Source organism: Microbacterium sp. JAI119 (genome assembly GCF_013410135.1).
In the GTDB taxonomy this organism is placed as follows: domain Bacteria; phylum Actinomycetota; class Actinomycetes; order Actinomycetales; family Microbacteriaceae; genus Microbacterium; species Microbacterium oxydans.
In genome coordinates this window covers 2,195,154-2,213,773 of sequence record NZ_JACCCK010000001.1, presented here as the reverse complement: position 1 = coordinate 2,213,773, position 18,620 = coordinate 2,195,154, and the positions used below count along the sequence as shown (strand labels likewise).

Below are 18,620 nucleotides of genomic sequence, written 5' to 3'. Positions count from 1 at the left end.
GCTCAGGGTATCGGGAGGACACGACGATGGCGACAACACGGGAGCAGACCCAAGCCAGGCGGGAGGCCAAGCTCAACGAGCTGCACGAGCGCCTCAGTGGCGCTGTGGAACGGCTCGTCTCCGGTGAGGATTGGGCGCGGGCGCTCGCGTTCGCGGCACAGTTCAGGACTCGATCGTTCTCCAACACCCTGCTGATCTGGGAGCAGCACCAGGCCGCGTTCGAGGCCGGTCTGGTGCCCGAGCCGTTCCCGTCGTATGTGGCCGGGTATCGGCAGTGGCAGGGCCTGGGCCGGCAGGTGCAGAAGGGCCAGCCGGGGTTTCAGATTCTCGCTCCGGTGACCGGTCGCTTCGCTACCGCTACCCCGGCGGATGCGGAGTCGTGGCGCCGTCTCGGCAAGGGCGAGAAGCCCCGTGCCGGCGAGGTCGTGCGCACGCGGATGGTCGGCGTCCGCCCCGCCTACGTGTGGGACGCCTCCCAGACCGCCGGCGACCCGATCCCCGAACCACCCGCACCGAAGCTGCTGGAAGGCCGGGCCCCGGCCGGGCTGTGGGACGGGCTCACGGCGCAGGTTGAGGCGGCCGGGTTCACGGTGCTGCGGGTGCCGCACGAGGGCATGATCCACGGCGCCAACGGGATGACCGACTACACCGCGAACACCGTCGCGGTCCGGGAGAACATGGACCCGGCCGCGCAGGTCAAGACCCTCGCCCACGAACTCGGCCACGTCCTCCTGCACGGCCCCGACCAGGATGAGGCCCGGCAGCATCGCGGCATCGGAGAGGTCGAAGCCGAGTCCGTCGCGCTGATGATCGGCGCCGCCCACGGGATGGACACCTCCGGTTACACGGTCCCGTACGTCTCGACCTGGGCGGCCCGCGTCGACGGGAAAGAGCCGGTGGAAGTGGTCAGGGCCACCGGGGAGCGGGTCCGCAAGACCGCGCTGACGATCCTGGACCAGCTCGACACCGCGCAGGTCGGTGACGGCACCCCGCCAGGTCTGGACCGGGACGCCGCCCAGCGCGAGGCACCCGCACAAGCGCAAGCGTCGCCGACAGCGGAGCCGGCATCGCCGCGGCAGGCGACTCCATCGCTTGAACCGGCCACCAGACCCGCACCGGTGTCGCCGTTCGAGGGGCGGGGACTGTGATGACCAAGCACGGCGCCGTCTCCTCGGTGCTGCTGCGGATGAACGCGGCGTGGCCGCTCTCGGCCGCCGCGCGTGAGTTCGCATCCGCGGGGGTGCCGGTCTTCCCCTGCGCACCGTGGGGGAAGCGGCCGGCCACCGGACACGGCTTCCATGACGCCACCACGGACTTGGACCAGGTCGAGGAGTGGTGGCGGCAGTCGCCCGGCGCGAACATCGGTGTCCCGACCGGCACCGCCTCGGGCGCGGTCGTGGTGGACGTGGACGTGCACGGCCCGGTAGATGGCCGGACCAGTTTCGACCGCGCCGCTCGCGCCGGGCTGGTGGAGGGGTGGGAGCTGCTGGTGCGCACACCCACCGGCGGGATGCACGCCTACTACCCGGCCACACCCGGCACAGAGCAGCGGTCGTGGCAGGCGGCGCGTGCGGGGATCGACTTCCGCGGTGATGGCGGCTACATCATCGTCCCGCCCTCGGCCCGCTCCATCGACGGCACCACGGTCAGCTACCAGGTCGAGGAGGTCAATACAGGCCCCGCCAGCACGCTGGCCGCGGGACGGCTGCGGGACTTCCTCGACCCCCGCCCCACACCCCGAGCCACGCCCGCGGGTCTGGACCGAGGTGTCGATGTGTCGCGGCTGGCGGCGTGGGTCGCTGCCCGTGGCGAGGGTGAGCGGAACCGTGGCCTGTTCTGGGCAGCGTGCCGGCTCGCGGAGAACGGGCTCCCGGCCTCGGATGCCCTCGATGTGCTCACCGTGGCCGCCGGGGACGCCGGGCTCGCTGAGCGCGAGATCACCGCCACGGTCCGCTCCGCCTACCGGACCGTCCGTCCCGCGCCTGCCGGGCGCGGCACCTCGTCGCCGGGGCGGGGTGCCTCGCCGGTGGCCGCGGACGGCTGGTTCGACCGCAACACCAGCACCCGCCCGCCGATGTCGTCGAGGGTGCGGGGGCTGTGATGACCACCCCAATCATCAGCAGCAGGGTCGTGAGCAGGACCGCCGGGCGCCGGTGGGCGGTGGTGACGGCGGTATCCGGGACGGTGTTCATCGCCGCCGGCGCCTTCTGGCTGTCTTTCACCGCGCTGGCAGACCTCGCGGCCCGAAGCGGTGTCGGTGCCGGGCAGGCGTGGGCGTGGCCGCTGATCGTGGACGGCATCATCGTCGTGGCCACCGTCGCCGTCGTCGCCCTCGCAGGCCAAAGGTCGGCGTGGTATCCGTGGGCGCTGCTGATCGGCGGCGCCGCGGTCTCGGTGACCGCCAACGCCCTCCATGCCGTGGTCGCCGCCGATGCCGATGTGCCTGGGGTGCTGGCCGCCGCCGTGGCGGCGGTGCCGCCGGTGGTGCTGCTGGCGATCACCCACCTGACCGTCATCCTCACCCGACCACTCCCACCAGCCACCGACCCCCTGACTGACACGTGCATGGTCGCCCGTGACCGGGTCGCGCCGGTGGAGCATCAGATGCAGTCGTCCGTGCCCGTCGAAGCGCCTGAACCGAGTCTGCTCCCGGCGACGCCAGCGCCGGTGGAGGACGCCGCTGATGGGGACAGCGCGCCAGATGCCCCACCGCCGGTGGTCGAAACTACCCGGCACACGCGGGCCGGCGGCACGCGCTCGGACCGGCGTGAGCGCGCCGCGAGGTTGCGTGAGCAGGGGTGGTCGAACAAGCGCATCGCCCGCGAACTCGGTGTGCACCCGTCCACGGTCGGCCGCTGGTTCACGCCCGCGCACCTTCCCGACAAGCAGACCGTCGAGGAGGCGAAGACACCATGACCACCCCCACCGACCACTCCCGTCACCGGTACGAGCGCCGGCAGAACCCACCCGAGCCGACCAAGGACCACTCGGTCCGGGAGGAGCCGGAGAAGGCGGGGACGCCGGAGGCGGTGCAGGCCGCAAAGGTCGCCGCGTGCAACCGCGGCATGAACACGAAGAGCGTGGACGATGCGCGGCGGGCGCGGGGTGTGGAGTGGGTGCGCCCCACCGATCTGCTCGCCCGGCAATCCGCGATAGCCGCGGGGCGGGGTATCGACTTCGAGGTCGAACTCGCTCGCCGCACCCGCAACCTCACCGGCCACATCACGCAGACCAGCGGCCGCGGTCTCGGTAAGGCCGCGCAGGCGATCAGTGAGCGGGCGCGGCGGCTGCCGGATGTCTCGGAGTTCGGCCGCGGCAGCCGGCACCAGTCGTGGGTGAGCCGTTCGGGGATCGGGTGGGGGTGACCTGACATGCGCACCCCCATCATCACGTCGCCGTCGCCGTCCCTGACGGTGGTGTGGGGACGCGCGTGCACCTACCTGTCAGGAGGTGCCAGACCATGACCACGACAACACCCACCCACTCGCACATCGCTGACGGCGAGGGTGCTGAGGACTTCACTACCAGCGACGGGTTGCGGACGCTGCTGCACCGGCTCCACGCCGCGGGAGCGGGCTCGTGGAGCCATGATCCGGTGGCCGCGGAGCTGATGGCCCACACCGCGGCCAAGTACGAACCCCTCGCCCGCAAGCACGGCCTGGACCCGTGGGAGGCCGCGTCGGCGGCGTTCAAGGTGATGATCACCCGCGCCGCCCGTGAGGCACGCGACCCGTGGGCGGTGATCACGCACGCGGTGCGGATCACCTGCATTTTCGAAGAACGCGCCCAAGGACTGCTCTGCTCGGTCCACCAAGCGAGGCGCCCGCACGTCTCGGCGTTTCATGACCCGGAGCGGTTCTCCGACCGGGAGAACGCGCTGACCGACTATCACCCGGCTTTCCACATCACCGACACCCACAACCACGACGACGGCGCCGACGCGGAGACGGACGCTGCCGGATCAGGCTCCGATGGTGGTGGGCGCGGGTCGGATCGGGCATGCATGTCCGCGGGGTCGGCGGCCGAGGACGCCATCGCGCTGTTCACGCTGTTGGGCTGGGACCCGGCCACCGCCCGGGCCGGGGTGGAGCATGTCTGCGGGGCGCTGACAAAGACCGGCACCCGCCAGGCCGCCTACGAGGCGCTGCGGCGGGACAAGCACGCCCGCGCGCTGCTGGACATCCCACGTTCTTCGTGGACCGCGCTGCTGCGCGTCTTGTTGGGCAACCCGCACCCCGCCTACGCCGCCACGACCGCGGGGCGGGGTGTGCTGCTGCGACTGCTGATCGGCGAGACCCTGCCGGTGCTGCTGCGCGATGACGACCTCATCCTGACCATCTCCCTGGCCGCACCCGGCACCCATGAGGACCGCGACGATTCTGGTGGTGATCGGTCGTGACCGCACCGGCCGGGTACATCGAGCTGGAGCGCACCGTCGACTCCATCCGGGTCGGGCGCCGGCACCGGACCGCGTTCGGCAACATCGACGAACTCGCCGCCTCGATCGAGCGGGACGGGCTGTTGCAGCCCATCACCATCACCCCCGACGGGGCGCTGGTGTGCGGGGCCAGGAGGTTGGCGGCGATCAAGAAGCTCGGCTGGCGCAAGGTCAACGTCTGGGTCCGCTCCGGCATATCGGACCGCCTTGGCCACCTGTTGGCCGAGCAGGACGACAACGTGCTCCACAAGCCGCTGACCCAGACCGAGGCCGCCGCCCTCTACCGCGAGCTGAAGACCCTCATGCACGAGGACGCAGCCCGGCGGAAAGCCGCGACGCAGTTCAGCGCCGACAACCAGCCTGGATCGGACGGTCCTGCAAAATTTGCAGGACCGTCGCCCGGCCCCTCGGGTATCGCCCGCGAGCAGGCGGCAGCGATGATCCCCGGTGGTGCCTCGCACACGACGCTGGAGAAGATCGGCTACCTCCAGAAGATCGCCGAAGACCCCGCCCAACCCGCCGAACTCCGAGCACAAGCAAGTGCTGCGCTGGAGCGCATCGACGCCGGCGCCCCGGTGCATCCGATCTTTGAGGCGATCCGCGCCGCCGCCCAGAGCGCGCAGGCAGAACGTGAGACCGACCTGCATCAGCTCGCCGCCGACGCCCTCGCACGCGCCAAGGACGCCAAGAAGACCCGCACGCCCCGTCCCCGGCCGGTCACCGACAATGACGGTGAGCCCGCCCAGTACCCGGTGCGGGCATTCGTGCTCACCTGGGGCGAGCTGGACCAGTGGTGGACCCACTATGACGCCCAGCACCTCGCCGCCGAGCTGAGCGATGAACAGATCGACCTGTTCTTCGCCACGGTCGAGGGCACCAGCCGCTTCGCCGAGGAGCTGCGCACCCTGCGCGACCGCGACACCGCCGGCGATGAGCCGGTGCCGGCTCGCGCGCATCTGCGCGCCCTCTGACAACCAGCCTCCCTCTGGCCCGGTGGGTGGCGGGCGTGCACCTGGTGGGTATGAAGACTCCCGACCTCTCCGAACCCCGGACCCGCCGCCGACTTATCGCTGCCCTGATCGCGGCGGTCGTAGTCCTCGTGTTGGCCGGTGTGGGCGTCTACGGCCTGATCACCGGCCCACCCAGCCACGACAACGACGAAGGCGAGACTCCTGGCCCAGTGGTGACCGCACCGTCCGATCCGGCCCCCACCACGACACCGCGGCTGCCGGTCGTGCGGACCTCAGATGATCCGCAGACCTTCGCCCGCAACGTCGCCACCGTGCTGTTCGAGTGGGACACCGCGAGCGGGTTCATGCCCCTGGACTACACCAGCGTGGTCCTCGACGTCGGCGACCCCACCGGCCAAGAGCAAGCGGGGCTCGCCTCGGACATCGCCGCCTACCTCCCATCCCGGGACGCCTGGCTGGAGCTGAGGCAGTACGCCACCGCCCAGCACCTCACCATCGACAACACCTTCATCCCCGACTCGTGGACGACCGCGGTCGAGCAGGCCCAGCCCGGTCAGCTCGCCGAGGGCACGGTCGCGGTCACGATCGAGGGCACCCGCCACCGCAAGGGACTCTGGAACGACGAACCGGTGACCTCCGAACATGCGGTGGCGTTCACGGTGTTCGTGGTCTGCGGCCCGACCTACGAGACCTGTCATCTGCTGCGGCTGTCCCAACTCGACAACCCCCTCCAGTAAGGACGGTGACATGTCGTGTTGAAGAAGCTCGTCGTCGCCGCCCTCGCCCTGGCCTTCCTCGCACCCTCGCTGGTGCTGATCGGGATCGGCGTGGTGATGAACCCCGCCCTGAGCGCCACCGGCTCCTGCACCATCCCCGGCGGCTCGACCGTCACGATCGGCGACGTCCCCGACGAACTGACCGTGACGACCGCGAACGGTGAGACGTTCACGCTAAACCGGACCCAGCTCACCCACGCGGCGACGATCATCGAGACCGGCAACAGCATCGACGGCATCACCCGCGACGGCCTGGTCATCGCGCTCATGGCGGCGCTCACCGAGAGCACACTGCGGATGCTCTCTAACACCAGCGCCTACCCGGAATCCGGTGACTATCCGAACGACGGCGACGGCTTCGACCACGACTCCCTGGGCCTGTTTCAGATGCGGCCGCAGTCAGGTTGGGGCACAGTCGCCGAGCTGATGGACCCCGTCTACCAGGCGCAGGCGTTCTTCGGCGGACCCACCGGACCCAACCACCCCTCACCACGGGGACTCTTGGACATTCCCGGATGGGAACAGATGGACAAGGGCGAAGCCGCCCAAGCCGTTGAGGTCAGCGCGTATCCGGACCGGTACCGGAACTACGAGCCCGTCGCCGAATCCATCCTGACCACCCTCACCACTACAACAACGGCCGGCACGGACGCGTCTGGCGGCGATGCTGTGGTCCCGGCTGCGCAGACGACAACGGCGGGCACGTCGCGGGTGGTGTTCCCGATGCCCGAAGGCACCTGGGTGCTCACCAGCGAGTACGGGCCGCGGGTGCATCCGATCACTGGTGAGGACTCCTTCCACACCGGCACCGACTTCGCCGCCCCCGACGGCACACCCCTCCTCGCCGCAGCGGACGGCACGGTGACGGTGGCGGAGTTCTCCGGCGGCTACGGGGGCCTCATCGTCATCGAGCACACCATCAACGGGCAGACGGTCGCGACGGCGTATGCGCACATGTGGGAGCACGGCGTCCACGTCCAGGTCGGCGACCAGGTGACGGCCGGGCAGCACATCGGCGACACCGGCTCCTCGGGCAACTCGACCGGGCCGCATCTGCATTTCGAGGTCCGCCTCGGCGGCACGAACGGTGAGCACACCGACCCCGCTGTCTGGCTGAATGCCCACAACGCCGCCGACCTACCCGAGCCCGAGACCGGCGCACCCGGCGGCGACTGCGACCCCGATTCCGGGACTCCTGGTGGTGAGCCGGACCCCGTCGATGGCGACCCCGACCGCATGGTCGATGACCCGACCTCGGATGGGCAGATCACCGCACGGATGCTGCACCTCTACACCCAGACGATCGCCGCTTTCCCCGACACCTCCTGGGCCTGCTACTCACCCCGCCCCGGCACCGTCTCTGAACACCCGCTCGGGCGAGCCTGTGACGGGACGTTCGGCAACGCCATCGGCGGGGCGGCGACCGGACCAGCACTGGACCTCGGCTGGCAGGTCACGAACTGGATGCGGGAGCACGCTGACACCCTCGGCATCGACTACCTCATCTGGCAGAACCAGATCTGGTCGACTGCCCGAGCAGATGAGGGCTGGCGGCCTTACGAACGTGGCACCGACGTCACCACCCGGCACGACGACCACCTGCACGTTACCGTCCGGGCTGGGAGTTGATCGGGCATGGACGTGTTCCCCGACTTCGACGGCCTCGAAGGGATCGGTGACCTGCGCGAGGTCATCGGTGCCCTGCTGACCTTCGTGCTCATCATCGCCGTGCTGATGCTGATCGTCTGCGCCATCGTGTGGGCGCTGTCGACCGCGAACGGTCACCACGCCGCCGCCACCAGGGCAAGGATCGGCGCCTGGACCGCCCTGGGTGCCGCGGTCCTGGCCGGTAGCGGGGTGGCGTGGCTGAACTGGCTGATCGACCTCGGCCAACAACTCTGAACGCACCCCACCAGCCGACCCCTCATCGGCTCCGCCCGTGTGGGGCGGGCGGTGCACCTGATCGACGAGAACCCCCTGTCTCGCCGACGCCCCGAAGGAGCACCCCCGTCATGACCATCCTGAGCCTGATCACCGAAACCACCACCGCCGCGCTGCCGGTGGTGTTGCCGGCCAACATCGACATCAACCCGAATGATTCCGGCCTGCCGGGCATCGCCCAGCTGCGCACCATCGTCGGCGCCGTCATGACGATCGGCCTCATCCTCTCCGTCCTCGCGCTGATCGTCAGCGCGATCGTGTGGGGCTTCGGCGCCAACTCCTCCAACCCCAACCTGGCCGGCCGGGGGAAGATCGGCGTCCTCGTGAGCTGCGGCGCCGCCGTGATCTGCGGGGCGTCGGTGACGCTCATCAACTTCTTCTGGGACGTCGGCCAGCAGGTCTGACCCCACCCACTCGACTCTGCTTCCTGAAGGAGTGATCCGCGGTGGGTGTGTGCGATATCCCCCTCGTCTCGACCGTCTGCGACACCGCCGGCGAAGCCGCCGCCAGCCTGGTCTCCGCCCCGTTCGACTGGCTCGCCGGAGCGATGGGCGCCGCCGCCGGCTGGCTGTTCGAGGCCGTCTGGTCAGTCTTCGACACCACCACCCTCGTCGACGTCACCAGCGACGAGTACGTGGCGGTCTACAACATTCTCTTCGGCATCGCGATCTTCGTGATGCTGCTGTTCTTCTGCCTCCAACTCATCACCGGACTCATCCGCCGCGACCCCACCGCACTCAGCCGTGCCGCCCTCGGGCTCGCCAAGAGCGTCCTCGGCAGCTTCGTCGTGATCACGTTGACGGCGTTGTTGTTGGAGATCGTCGATCAACTCTGCATTGGCATCATCCAAGCCGCAGGCGAGACCACCGAGTCGATGGGCGACAAGATCACCCTGCTCGCCGCCGGGCTGGTCGGGATCAACATCGCCGCCCCCGGCGTCGGCGCGATCATCACCATCTTCCTCGCCGGGCTCGCGATCAGCGCAGCCGCCATCGTCTGGCTCAGCCTCCTGGTCAGGAAGGCGCTGCTGCTGGTCGCGATCGTCCTCGCACCGCTCGCGTTCTCCGGCGCCTCATGGGATGCCACCAAGGGGTGGATCAGCAAGTGGGCGATGTTCGTCATCGCCCTCATCGTCTCCAAACTCGTCCTGGTCGTCATGTTCCTCGTCGCCATCACCCAAGTCTCCGCGCCCATTGATGGTGACCTGGCATCGGTGGCCGACCCGATCGCCGGGATCGTCCTCATGGCGATGGCCGCCTTCGCCCCCTACATGACCTACAAGTTCCTGAACTTCGTGGGCTTCGACATGTACCACGCCATCGGCTCCGAACAGGACGCCAAGAACGCCCTCAACCGGCCCGTCCCCACCCCCTCGAAGCCGCAAGGCGGCGCGGAGCCGAAGAAGATCCTCGACGACAGCGGCGGAAGCAAGAGTGACAACGGCGGTGGTGGTGGAAAGAAGCCGCCGGAGCCGAAGAACCCGAAGCCGCAGGCATCCAGCGGCACTGCTGGCTCGACGGGGTCCGGTGGTGGGAAGGCGGCCGCGAGCAGCGGCGCCGGGGCAAGCGGTGGAGCAGGCGCCGGCGCTGGTGCCGCGGCGGCTGGTCCCGCAGCCGCGGCCGTGGTCGCGGCGAAGGTCGCCAAGGACGCCGCGACCGCTGGACCCAAGGCCGGCACGGCCCTGGGCAACCAGGGCGAGGCCGCCGCCGACTCCGCCGGCCAGACCGGCAGCACCCCACCGGCCGCGCAGGCGCCACCGCCATCAACGCCGGCACCGAAGACACCCACCGGCGGGTCGTCGGGTGTGGAGGTGCGTCCTCCGAAGCAGCCTCCGCCGCCTGCACCGAAGCCGACCGGGAAGGAGTGAACCCTCGTGCCTACCAAGCAGAACGAGAGTGCTGTGGCCTCGGCGGAGTTGGTGCCGGTGAAGTTCTCCCGTCTCACCCGCCGCGGGGTGTTGTTGGGGTTGTCCCTGTCGCAGCTCATCACCCTCGCCACCGGCGTCCTGTCCATCGTCGGAGCCCTCTACGCCGGGGGTGGCATCCTGCTCGCCTACACCGCACCCATCTGGGTGATCGCCGCCGCGCTGACGTGGGCCCCGATCGCCGGACGTCCGGCGGTGGAGTGGTTGCCGGTGGCGTTCTGGTGGCTCTGGCGTTCGACCGGCGGTCAGTTCCTCTATCGCCGGCGGGTCGTCACACCCCGCCCTGTGGGCACCCTCGCCCTGCCCGGTGACCAGGCGCGGCTGCGCGAGTACACCGACCCCGAGACGCAGGCGGGGATGATCCATGACCCCCATCAGCAGACGTTGACCGTGGTCTGCGAAGTGACCCATCCGGCGTTCGTGCTCCTCGATCCCGGCGAGCAGGAACGGCGCGTGACCTCCTGGGGCCGCGTCCTGGCCACCGTCTGCCGCTCCGGACGTATCGCCACGCTGCAGGTTCTCGAACGGACGCTGCCGGACTCGGGCACCGGGCTGGCCGAATGGTGGAAAGCCCACGGCACCGACGACGACACCTGGGCCGCGACCACCTACGCGGAGCTGATCGACCGCGCCGGACCCGCCGGCGAACGCCACGCCACCACCCTGTCGCTGTCGCTGGACATGAGAACCGCGGCACGGCATATCAGAACGGCTGGTGGTGGTATCCGGGGTGCGGCCGCTGTCCTGCGCCAAGAGATGTCCACTCTGGTCGCCGCGCTCCGGTCCGCTGACCTCACCCCGTCGGGATGGCTGAGCCCGGGTGAGATCGCTGTCATCCTCCGCTCGGCCTATGACCCGGCGATCGCGGCGACTTTGGAACGTCATGGCGAACTCGGCCAGTCCCTCGCCACCGCCGGCCCGGTCGCGGTCAACGAGTCCTGGACTCGGCTGCGGACCGACTCTGCCCATCACGCCGTGCTGTGGGTCTCCGAGTGGCCGCGGTCGCTGGTGTATCCGGGGTTCTTGTCGCCGGTGCTGTTGTCGACCGGGATCCAGCGGTCGTTCTCGCTGATCTGCACGCCGATGCGCTCCGATCAGGCTGCCAGGGATATTCGCAAGAAGAAGGTCGAGCACATCTCCGACGCCGCGCAGCGGGCGAAGATCGGGCAGATCGAAGACGCCGCCCAGACCGCGGAGTACCAGGACGTGCTCCAGCAGGAAGCCGACCTGACCGCCGGCCACGGCATTCTGCGCTACACCGGCCTCATCTCGGTGTCCGCGCCCACGGTCGAGGAACTCGAGGCCGGGGTCGCGGCGATCGAGCAGGCTGCCATCCAAGCCTCCTGTGAGACCCGGCTCCTGGTGGGCCAGCAGGCTGCGGCGTTCACCGCCGCCGCGCTGCCGCTGTGTCGCCGCGTCTGATCGCGCACAGTCGCCGGCCCCCAGCCCAGTGATGGCGGTGGCGTGGTGCGTGCACCTGAGGGGTGAGCCCGAACCACGGGCTCGCCCCTCTCTGTTCGCCCACCGTCTTGGAGGCTGTGATGCCTACGTTCCACGACCCGCTCGCCGATGCGGCCGAAGCCTCCGAGGCGCTGCGCGGCCTGGCCCACGCCTCCCGCGTGTTCGAGGACCCGGCCGATACCTACCGAGTGTTCGGTGACCTCGTCGCGGGGGTGCGGTCGCTGCGCCAAGTCCTCGACCAGCTCGCCACCACCCACCTGGACGCGCGGGATCGGGCGTTCGACGATGACGGCAGCGCCGCCGCGGGTGCGGCGTCCGCGCTGGCAGCGGCCGATGAGCTGCACCAGGCCGGCACGCTGCTGGATCAGGCCTACGGCCGGCTCGACGCCGCGTTCTCGCACTCCGGGCGGATCGCCTGGCACTCCGAACCGGTCGTCGACCGAGACGCCCAGCGGGAACGCCTGGCCGCACGGCTCGACGGCGACCCCGCCAGTAGGACCGTGCGGGCCGGTTCGCTCGCGTTGGCGGTGTGGCCCGATGCCCCGGTGGGTGAGCATCAGCGCTACGCCTACCGGATCACCGACACCACCACCGGCCAGGCGGTGGAGGGCCGGGACCTGTTCGCCGGCGCCGGCGCCCCCGTCGACCCCGACCGCGCGCTCCGTGACCTCGCGAGCTTTCTGAGCGCGGCGGGTGAGGCTCGCCAGTACGCGCTCGACCAGCCCGGCAGCAGCCCGGAGCACGAGGGCCTGTTCCCGGTGTGGGTGTCCGAGGCCGCCCGCACCAACACCGACGCCCTGGCCGAGCTGAGCGAGCGCGAGTCCACCGAGCGCGTCGCCGGACCCGCGCAGGTGGGGCGGCGGTGGTTCAACGTGGCCTTCCTCCAGGGCGAGGAGGCCGATGCGGTACTCGATCTGATCGACCGCGACGGCACCGAAGCCGCCATCGCGCATCTGAGCGGGTACGACTATGGCGAGGAGACCACCCAGGCGGCCTTGGAGAACGGGTACGTCTACGACGACCAGCCACCCACCGGCAGCACCGACCGAACCGTCCAGGACGGCGGGTACGCGCTGACCTACAACCACGCGCTCGGGCATGTGGGGCTGTACCGGGAGTTCGACACCCCACCCGACCCCGCACTGCACGAGGCCGAGCAGCCGCCCTCGGCGGTCGTCAACGAGCAGTCACACCACGCGCCCGCACCGGATCGGGATGCGTCGGTTGCCCGGCGCGCTGCCCTCGGCGCGGACCGCGACTGGTACGCCCACCCTGCTGGCACCGCCGGCCAGTCCGGGCGAGGGCTGTCACTGTGAGCGGCGAGGGAGGCGAGCGGGAGCGGCTGCACACCTCGGTTCTCGTCGCCCCCGCCAAAGAGCGCCGCCGGCTGCGTAAGCAGCGCCGGAAGGCCGCGGCGAGGCTCCAAGCCGAACAGCACGCCGCCGAGAAGACCGCCGCCCGCGCGAAGGCCGAGATTGAGCGCGCCGAACGCCGCGCCACCACCTACCTGCCCGCCGCCGGTGAACCCGGCCCTGCCGCGCTACGCACACCGGGCCGGTTCCGCCTCCCGCGCCACCAGGACACCTCAGCGACCCTCGCCGGGGCGTATCCGTTCGTCGCCGAAGGCGGACTCGGCTCCGACGGGGTGTTCGTCGGCCAAGACCTCTACTCCGGCGGCAGCTTCGTCTACGACCCCTGGGTGCTCTACGCCCGCGGCATCATTACCGCACCCAACGTGGTGCTCGCGGGGATCGTCGGCTCCGGAAAGTCCTCCCTCGCCAAGTCCCTCTACACCCGGTCCCTGCCGTTCGGGCGCCGCGTCTACGTCCCCGGCGACCCCAAAGGCGAACACACCGCCGTCGCGAACGCGGTCGGCGGACGCGCGATCGTCCTCGGCCACGGGCTGAACACTCGCCTCAACCCCCTCGACGAAGGCCACCGTCCCGGTGGGCTGACCGATGAGCAGTGGAAGACGACCGTGGCTTCGCGGCGTCGGGACCTGATCGGCGCTCTGGCCGAGACCGTCCTGGCGCGAGGGTTGACGCCGTTGGAGCACACCGCCATCGACCTTGCCCTCACTACCACGGTGCGGGAGAACGACGTGCCGATCCTGCCCACGGTTGTCGACCACATCCTCACCCCGAGCAGCTCAGAGACGGACGCCGACGGCCGGCTGGCCGAGGACGGTCGTCTCGTCGGCCACGCCCTGCGCCGCCTGGTCGCCGGTGACCTTCAAGGCCTCTTCGACGGTCCCTCGACGGTGGCGTTCGACCCGTCACTGCCGATGATCAGCCTCGACCTGTCGCGGGTCACCGAGAACAGCACGCTCATCTCGGTGCTGATGACGTGCTCGTCGGCGTGGATGGAGTCGGCCCTGCTCGACCCCAACGGCGGGCAGCGATGGGTCATCTACGACGAGGCATGGCGACTCATGTCCCACCCCGCCCTGTTGAAGCGGATGGATGCGCACTGGCGGCTGGCCAGGCATTACGGGATCGCGAACATGCTGATCTTCCACAAGCTCTCCGACCTGGACAACGTCGGCGACGTCGGCTCAGCCATGCGCTCCCTCGCCAACTCCCTGTTGGCGAACGCAGAAACCAGGATCGTGTACCGGCAGGAATCCGACCAGCTCGGCCCCACCGCAACCGCGCTCGGACTCACCGGCACCGAACAGAAACTCCTCCCGTCGCTGGGCGTGGGTCAGGGGCTGTGGCGGATCAAGGCCAGGAGCTTCGTGACTCAGCACCAGTTGCACCCGGCCGAGCTGGAACTCTTCCGGACCGACCAGCGCTACACCGCCTCACAGGTTCAGAAATCCTGAAGCCTGATTCGTGGGAACCTGCGGATGGGGGGCCGCTTTTCAGGGTTGTGAGGGTGCGTGCTCGTGGAACATGCGCCCTCATCATTGGGCCGCAGGCTGCCGACGGCCGCTGTGGTTAGACGGCGTCGACGGGCGCGGAACTCTACGCCAGGTGAGAGCGGTGAAGAGCGCACCGAGGATACCGATTGCGACGAGCACAAGCGCGATGGCGTCGAGACCGATCGTGGCACCGAGAACACCGGCGAGAGGGTAGGTGATGAGGAAACAGGCGTGGGAGAGGGAGAACTGGGCGGCGAAGACGGCGGGTCGGGTCTGCTCAGTGCTGCCTCGACGCAGGAGCCTGGCCGATGGGGTGAGGATCGTGGAGGTCGCAGATCCCAGCAGCGCCCAGATGGCCAGCAGCGCGATCCACTGGGATGGGCCCTCCATCCAGGCGATACTCCCGGCCGTGGCGAGGAGCAAAGTGGGGAGCGCGATCCCTCCGGTGAGCATGACCGGTCTGTCTGGCAGTGTCTCCAACAGTTTCGGCATGAGGAGAGCGACGACCATCGAGCCGCCTCCGTAGGCAGCGAGTAAGAGAGCGGCGTCTGATTGAGGTCGCCCTAGCTCGCCGAGAACGAGCACGGTGGAGTTGACGATGACCATAGCGGTGGTGGTCGCGACGACGAGGTTCAGGCCCATCAGCCCGCGCAGCTCTCTATCGACCCAGAAGGCCTGTGCGCCGCGGGTAAGGCGGTTGAGGAACGGTGTCGGTGGCGGCGTCTCGATTCGCGGAAAACGAGAAGCGATGACGAGCGCTGCGGAGATGAGGAATCCGATCACAGTGCCGACAAAGAGGTTGTGGTAGCTGATCACGGTCAGCAAGGCGGCGGCGAGCGTCGGGCTCAGCAGCGATTCGAGGTCGTAGGCCAGCCGTGACAGTGACAATGCCCGGGTGTAGTCGTTCTCGTCAGGCAAGACCGAGGGGATGACGGCTTGGAATGTGGGGGTGAAGGTCGCCGAGGCGGACTGGAGCAGGAAGATCAGAAGGTAGATCTGCCACTCCTCGGTCACAAACGGCAACGAGACGGCGACTCCAGCGCGGATCAGATCGGCGCCGATGAGTACCGGCTTGCGGGGCAGACGTGCGAGTAGGGCGGTGGTCACCGGAGCGACGGCGACGTAGGCGACCATCTTGATGCTCATCGCGACGCCCATGACGATCCCGGCATTTCCGCCAGCGATGTCGAAGGCGAGCAGGCCGAGTGCGACCGTGAGCAGTCCGGTACCCAGCAGTGCGATGGCCTGCGCGGTGAACAGCTTCGCGTAGGTCGGATTCCTAAGGACGGTGAGCATGAGGTCGGGCCGATCAGATCGAGAACAAAAGGGGGGCGGCAGGCGCTACTGAGGTGTGTGGTGGTGCGGTGGTGTCTGCCCGTTGGCGATTGCGTGCTCTGCCTGCTTGATCGCCTCGACGACGACAGCGAGGGCGTGTTCGTCAGTGAGCTTGTAGAGCACGCTTGTGCCCTCCTGCCTCGTTGTGACCATCCGCGCCATCCGCAGCCGGGCGAGATGCTGGGAGACCCCGGGAGGTTTCTTGTCGACGATCTCTGCCAGTGCCTTGACCGGCAGTTCTTCGGCGCGCCGCAGTGCGAGCACGATCCTGATCCGAGTCGGATCGGACAGGATGCCCAGCACCTCCGCAGCCAGGTCGACGTATTCCGATGCCGGGTCCATCCCGCATAACTGCTTATCTGCGTTCATACGCATATACTAACACTCCTGTGAAGGCCGAGCACCGGTGAAGTGTGTTGCGCCCTGACCGCAGACGGTTCCCGGTCCTCTCTGCGGGCGTACTGGTGCACCTGGCCGGTATGGGTTCCAACGCCGATCTTCCTTCTCGCCGTAGCCGCCGCAACACGCCGCCCGATGGGCCGCCGGTGGTGTTGCCGCACGTGATCATCACCGCCGCCGAGACCGGTGCCCTGGATGTCACCATCGATGGTGCCGCCTTCCCGCCACCGGCTGAGGGGCAGGCGTGGACGCGGGGCACCTTCGGCGCCCTGCTGGACGCCATCACCGAGGACCGCACGGTCGCGGTGCGGATCGAGGTCCGCGAGAGCGACGGGACCGTGTTCACCGACCTCATCCACGTCCGCAAACCCACACCGCCACGACCCGCAGAGACCGAGCCGAGTCAACCGCGCAGCAAGCACACCAAGGCGAAGCCGGCACCGGAGCTGGTGGAGGTCACTGGTGAGGGGTTTGTGCCCGGTGAGGACATCGCCGTCGCCCTGATTGTCGCGCACACGGACGCCGCCGGCACCGGTCACGCCCGCGCCCTGCTCGATGCCAGTCGCCTCGCTGGGCTGCTCGACGATGGCGTCGGAGAGGTCGTGCTGCTGGGCCGGGTCTCGGGCACGGTCCGGGTGCGGCGGCTGCCATGACCGGGCCGGCGCCGGGCCGGCAGACCGGGAGCCTGGGCGACGAGCTGACCAACGCCGCCATCATCGCCCTGATCGGCGCGTTCGGTGTCGCACTCGTCCTGCGCGCCGCCGGCAGTGTGGCGGCGTTCCTGACCGGCACACCCCAACCCGCCGCCGGACCTGCATCCGGGCTCGGGGTGCTGTTCAACCCCACCGACCCCGCCACCGCGCTCGATGCCGAAGGGCTGAGCCCGGTCGCCTACTGGATCGTCACCGCGATCTTGCTCGGTGGCCTCGTGACGGCTGGTGGGTGGGTGTGGGTGAGGCTGCGTCGCCACTCGCGCAGGGTCGAGACCGACCCGCGACGCCTGGCCGGCACGGCCACGGCACATGAGGTCACCCAGACCGCCTCTTCGAAGGCATTGCTACGCCGAGCCACGACACTGCGCCCGTCACTCGATGAGCCGACGCCCTCCGATGTGGGATACCTGCTGGGCCGTTCACGAGGGAAGCAGGTGTGGGCCTCGGTGGAGGACTCGATCCTGCTCATCGGTCCACCCCGCTCCGGCAAAGGCCTGCATGTGGTCATCAACGCCATCCTCGACGCACCCGGAGCCGTCGTCACCACCTCCACGCGTCCGGACAACCTCACCGCGACCCTCCGCGCCCGCCAACGCGAGGGACGGCCGGTGGCGGTGTTCGACCCCCAGCACCTGGCCGAAGGCATCCCTGCCGGGATGCGCTGGTCACCGATTCGCGGCTGCCACGACCCACTCACGGCGATGATCCGCGCCACCGGCCTCGCCTCCGCCACCGGCCTGTCTGCGGGCGGGGTGGAGTCCGGCGGGTTCTGGGAAGGCAAGACCCGCACCGCCCTCCAAGCCTTGCTGCACGCCGCCGCCCTCGACGGACGGCCACCCTCAGAGTTGTTCCGCTGGACCCTCGACCCCACGGCCGCCGCCGAAGCCGTCGCCATCCTCACCAACAGCACCCAGGCGGCGACGGGGTGGGCGGACTCGCTTGGGGCGATGATCGATTCGGACCCCAAGACCCGCGACTCCATCTGGCAGGGCGTGGCGCTGGCCCTCGGTGCCCTGGCTGACCCGCGGGTGCTCGACGCGGTGTCGCCGGGGCCGGGTGAGGACTTCGACCCCGAGACCTTCATCCAAGCCCGCGGCACCCTCTATCTGCTGGCCACCGGGGCGGGGGCCGGCGCATCCGCCGCTCTGGTGGCGGCGTTCGTGGAAGACCTCATCGAAACCGCGCGCCGGATCGCGGCCCGCTCACCCGGCGCCCGTCTCGACCCACCACTGCTGCTGGCACTCGATGAGATCGGCAACCTCGCCCCATTGCCGAGCCTCCCGACGCTGATGGCCGAGGGCGGTGGCACCGGCATCACGACGCTGGCCGTGTTGCAGTCGCTCGCTCAGGCGCGGGAGAAGTGGTCCGACAATGCCGCCGGGGCGATCTGGGACGCCTCCATTGTCAAGGTGATTCTCGGTGGTGCCTCCAACTCCCGCGACCTCCAAGACCTCTCCACCCTCATCGGCGAACGTGACGAGTACACCGACTCGGTGACCCTGGGTGACCACGGCAGCCGATCCAACCAACGCTCGGTCCGCCGAGTCCCGATCCTGCCGCCAGACCGGATCAGGACGCTCCCGTTCGGCACCGGCGTCACGCTCCTACGCAGTGCCCCGCCGATCGTCACCGACCTACGACCCTGGCCCTCTCGTCCTGACGCGGCCGAGTTGACGGCCGACCGGGCAGAGGTCGAGGCACTGCTGCGTGGACCCGGCTCGTAACCGGGGCGGGCGTGGTGCGGCCTGTGCACCTGCCTGACATCAGCGGCTCCGATCGGCGGGGTCGCGTGAGTGTCA

18 protein-coding genes are annotated in these 18,620 nt (G+C 69.6%); 16 read left to right on the top strand and 2 right to left on the bottom strand.

The window, feature by feature from the left end; all coding sequences use genetic code 11:
• The first annotated feature begins 26 nt into the window (after nucleotides 1-26).
• The 14 genes from HDC31_RS10720 (at nucleotide 27) to HDC31_RS10655 (ending at nucleotide 14,335) form a co-directional block, all read left to right on the top strand.
• Nucleotides 27-1,148 (top strand): ArdC-like ssDNA-binding domain-containing protein, encoded by a 1,122-nt coding sequence (locus HDC31_RS10720; RefSeq protein ID WP_058859012.1) that lies wholly within the window; start codon nucleotides 27-29, stop codon nucleotides 1,146-1,148.
• Nucleotides 1,148-2,101: a bifunctional DNA primase/polymerase gene (locus HDC31_RS10715; RefSeq protein WP_067162152.1), complete on the top strand. Its 954-nt coding sequence runs from the start codon at nucleotides 1,148-1,150 to the stop codon at nucleotides 2,099-2,101. Before HDC31_RS10720 ends, HDC31_RS10715 begins: the two co-directional genes overlap by 1 nt.
• On the top strand, nucleotides 2,101-2,916 hold the full coding sequence (locus tag HDC31_RS10710; RefSeq protein WP_218867388.1) for a DUF2637 domain-containing protein: 816 nt from the start codon (nucleotides 2,101-2,103) through the stop codon (nucleotides 2,914-2,916). The genes HDC31_RS10715 and HDC31_RS10710 overlap by 1 nt, the downstream gene beginning before the upstream one ends.
• Nucleotides 2,913-3,365: a hypothetical protein gene (locus HDC31_RS10705; protein ID WP_067162148.1), complete on the top strand. Its 453-nt coding sequence runs from the start codon at nucleotides 2,913-2,915 to the stop codon at nucleotides 3,363-3,365. Before HDC31_RS10710 ends, HDC31_RS10705 begins: the two co-directional genes overlap by 4 nt.
• Nucleotides 3,366-3,460: 95 nt before the next feature.
• Nucleotides 3,461-4,399 carry a hypothetical protein gene (locus HDC31_RS10700; protein ID WP_067162145.1) on the top strand — a complete coding sequence of 313 codons (939 nt, stop codon included), beginning with the start codon at nucleotides 3,461-3,463 and terminating at the stop codon, nucleotides 4,397-4,399.
• Nucleotides 4,396-5,409, top strand: coding sequence for a ParB N-terminal domain-containing protein (locus HDC31_RS10695; protein WP_067162143.1), 1,014 nt, complete (start codon nucleotides 4,396-4,398; stop codon nucleotides 5,407-5,409). Before HDC31_RS10700 ends, HDC31_RS10695 begins: the two co-directional genes overlap by 4 nt.
• A 50-nt stretch (nucleotides 5,410-5,459) precedes the next feature.
• A complete protein-coding gene (locus tag HDC31_RS10690; RefSeq protein ID WP_067162140.1) occupies nucleotides 5,460-6,146 on the top strand; it encodes a hypothetical protein in 687 nt (228 codons plus the stop codon).
• Between the two features lie 15 nt (nucleotides 6,147-6,161).
• Entirely contained in the window at nucleotides 6,162-7,814 is a 1,653-nt protein-coding gene (locus tag HDC31_RS10685) for a M23 family metallopeptidase (protein ID WP_058859017.1), read from the top strand.
• 6 nt (nucleotides 7,815-7,820) lie between these two features.
• Nucleotides 7,821-8,087, top strand: a complete 267-nt coding sequence (locus tag HDC31_RS10680; RefSeq protein ID WP_058859018.1) for a DUF6112 family protein — start codon at nucleotides 7,821-7,823, stop codon at nucleotides 8,085-8,087.
• Between the two features lie 110 nt (nucleotides 8,088-8,197).
• Entirely contained in the window at nucleotides 8,198-8,530 is a 333-nt protein-coding gene (locus tag HDC31_RS10675; protein WP_058859019.1) for a DUF6112 family protein, read from the top strand.
• A gap of 41 nt (nucleotides 8,531-8,571) precedes the next feature.
• Nucleotides 8,572-9,993 (top strand): conjugal transfer protein TrbL, encoded by a 1,422-nt coding sequence (locus tag HDC31_RS10670; RefSeq protein ID WP_067162138.1) that lies wholly within the window; start codon nucleotides 8,572-8,574, stop codon nucleotides 9,991-9,993.
• A gap of 6 nt (nucleotides 9,994-9,999) precedes the next feature.
• Nucleotides 10,000-11,472 carry an SCO6880 family protein gene (locus HDC31_RS10665; RefSeq protein WP_067162136.1) on the top strand — a complete coding sequence of 491 codons (1,473 nt, stop codon included), beginning with the start codon at nucleotides 10,000-10,002 and terminating at the stop codon, nucleotides 11,470-11,472.
• A gap of 119 nt (nucleotides 11,473-11,591) precedes the next feature.
• The gene (locus HDC31_RS20570) at nucleotides 11,592-12,827 is read left to right on the top strand and encodes a hypothetical protein (RefSeq protein ID WP_374939219.1); all 1,236 of its coding nucleotides are present in this window, start codon (nucleotides 11,592-11,594) and stop codon (nucleotides 12,825-12,827) included.
• The gene (locus HDC31_RS10655) at nucleotides 12,824-14,335 is read left to right on the top strand and encodes an ATP-binding protein (RefSeq protein ID WP_067162134.1); all 1,512 of its coding nucleotides are present in this window, start codon (nucleotides 12,824-12,826) and stop codon (nucleotides 14,333-14,335) included. The genes HDC31_RS20570 and HDC31_RS10655 overlap by 4 nt, the downstream gene beginning before the upstream one ends.
• Nucleotides 14,336-14,416: 81 nt before the next feature.
• Here the strand turns inward: HDC31_RS10655 and HDC31_RS10650 are convergent, their stop codons facing one another.
• Entirely contained in the window at nucleotides 14,417-15,670 is a 1,254-nt protein-coding gene (locus tag HDC31_RS10650; RefSeq protein WP_058859023.1) for an MFS transporter, read from the bottom strand.
• Between the two features lie 45 nt (nucleotides 15,671-15,715).
• Nucleotides 15,716-16,078 carry a metalloregulator ArsR/SmtB family transcription factor gene (locus tag HDC31_RS10645; protein WP_197464291.1) on the bottom strand — a complete coding sequence of 121 codons (363 nt, stop codon included), beginning with the start codon at nucleotides 16,076-16,078 and terminating at the stop codon, nucleotides 15,716-15,718.
• Nucleotides 16,079-16,188: 110 nt separating this feature from the next.
• Between HDC31_RS10645 and HDC31_RS10640 the strand changes: the two genes are divergently transcribed.
• Together HDC31_RS10640 and HDC31_RS10635 are read left to right on the top strand one after the other, a co-directional pair.
• The gene (locus tag HDC31_RS10640; protein ID WP_231902676.1) at nucleotides 16,189-16,761 is read left to right on the top strand and encodes a hypothetical protein; all 573 of its coding nucleotides are present in this window, start codon (nucleotides 16,189-16,191) and stop codon (nucleotides 16,759-16,761) included.
• Nucleotides 16,758-18,545, top strand: coding sequence for a type IV secretory system conjugative DNA transfer family protein (locus tag HDC31_RS10635; RefSeq protein ID WP_067162132.1), 1,788 nt, complete (start codon nucleotides 16,758-16,760; stop codon nucleotides 18,543-18,545). Before HDC31_RS10640 ends, HDC31_RS10635 begins: the two co-directional genes overlap by 4 nt.
• The last annotated feature ends 75 nt before the right edge of the window (nucleotides 18,546-18,620 follow it).

Coding starts and splice junctions, on each gene's coding strand:
- HDC31_RS10720 (WP_058859012.1), top strand. CDS start 27: ATGGCGACAACACGGGAGCAGACCCAAGCCAGGCGGGAGGCCAAGCTC.
- HDC31_RS10715 (WP_067162152.1), top strand. CDS start 1,148: ATGACCAAGCACGGCGCCGTCTCCTCGGTGCTGCTGCGGATGAACGCG.
- HDC31_RS10710 (WP_218867388.1), top strand. CDS start 2,101: ATGACCACCCCAATCATCAGCAGCAGGGTCGTGAGCAGGACCGCCGGG.
- HDC31_RS10705 (WP_067162148.1), top strand. CDS start 2,913: ATGACCACCCCCACCGACCACTCCCGTCACCGGTACGAGCGCCGGCAG.
- HDC31_RS10700 (WP_067162145.1), top strand. CDS start 3,461: ATGACCACGACAACACCCACCCACTCGCACATCGCTGACGGCGAGGGT.
- HDC31_RS10690 (WP_067162140.1), top strand. CDS start 5,460: ATGAAGACTCCCGACCTCTCCGAACCCCGGACCCGCCGCCGACTTATC.
- HDC31_RS10680 (WP_058859018.1), top strand. CDS start 7,821: ATGGACGTGTTCCCCGACTTCGACGGCCTCGAAGGGATCGGTGACCTG.
- HDC31_RS10675 (WP_058859019.1), top strand. CDS start 8,198: ATGACCATCCTGAGCCTGATCACCGAAACCACCACCGCCGCGCTGCCG.
- HDC31_RS20570 (WP_374939219.1), top strand. CDS start 11,592: ATGCCTACGTTCCACGACCCGCTCGCCGATGCGGCCGAAGCCTCCGAG.
- HDC31_RS10650 (WP_058859023.1), bottom strand. CDS start 15,670: ATGCTCACCGTCCTTAGGAATCCGACCTACGCGAAGCTGTTCACCGCG.
- HDC31_RS10645 (WP_197464291.1), bottom strand. CDS start 16,078: ATGAACGCAGATAAGCAGTTATGCGGGATGGACCCGGCATCGGAATAC.
- HDC31_RS10640 (WP_231902676.1), top strand. CDS start 16,189: ATGGGTTCCAACGCCGATCTTCCTTCTCGCCGTAGCCGCCGCAACACG.
- HDC31_RS10635 (WP_067162132.1), top strand. CDS start 16,758: ATGACCGGGCCGGCGCCGGGCCGGCAGACCGGGAGCCTGGGCGACGAG.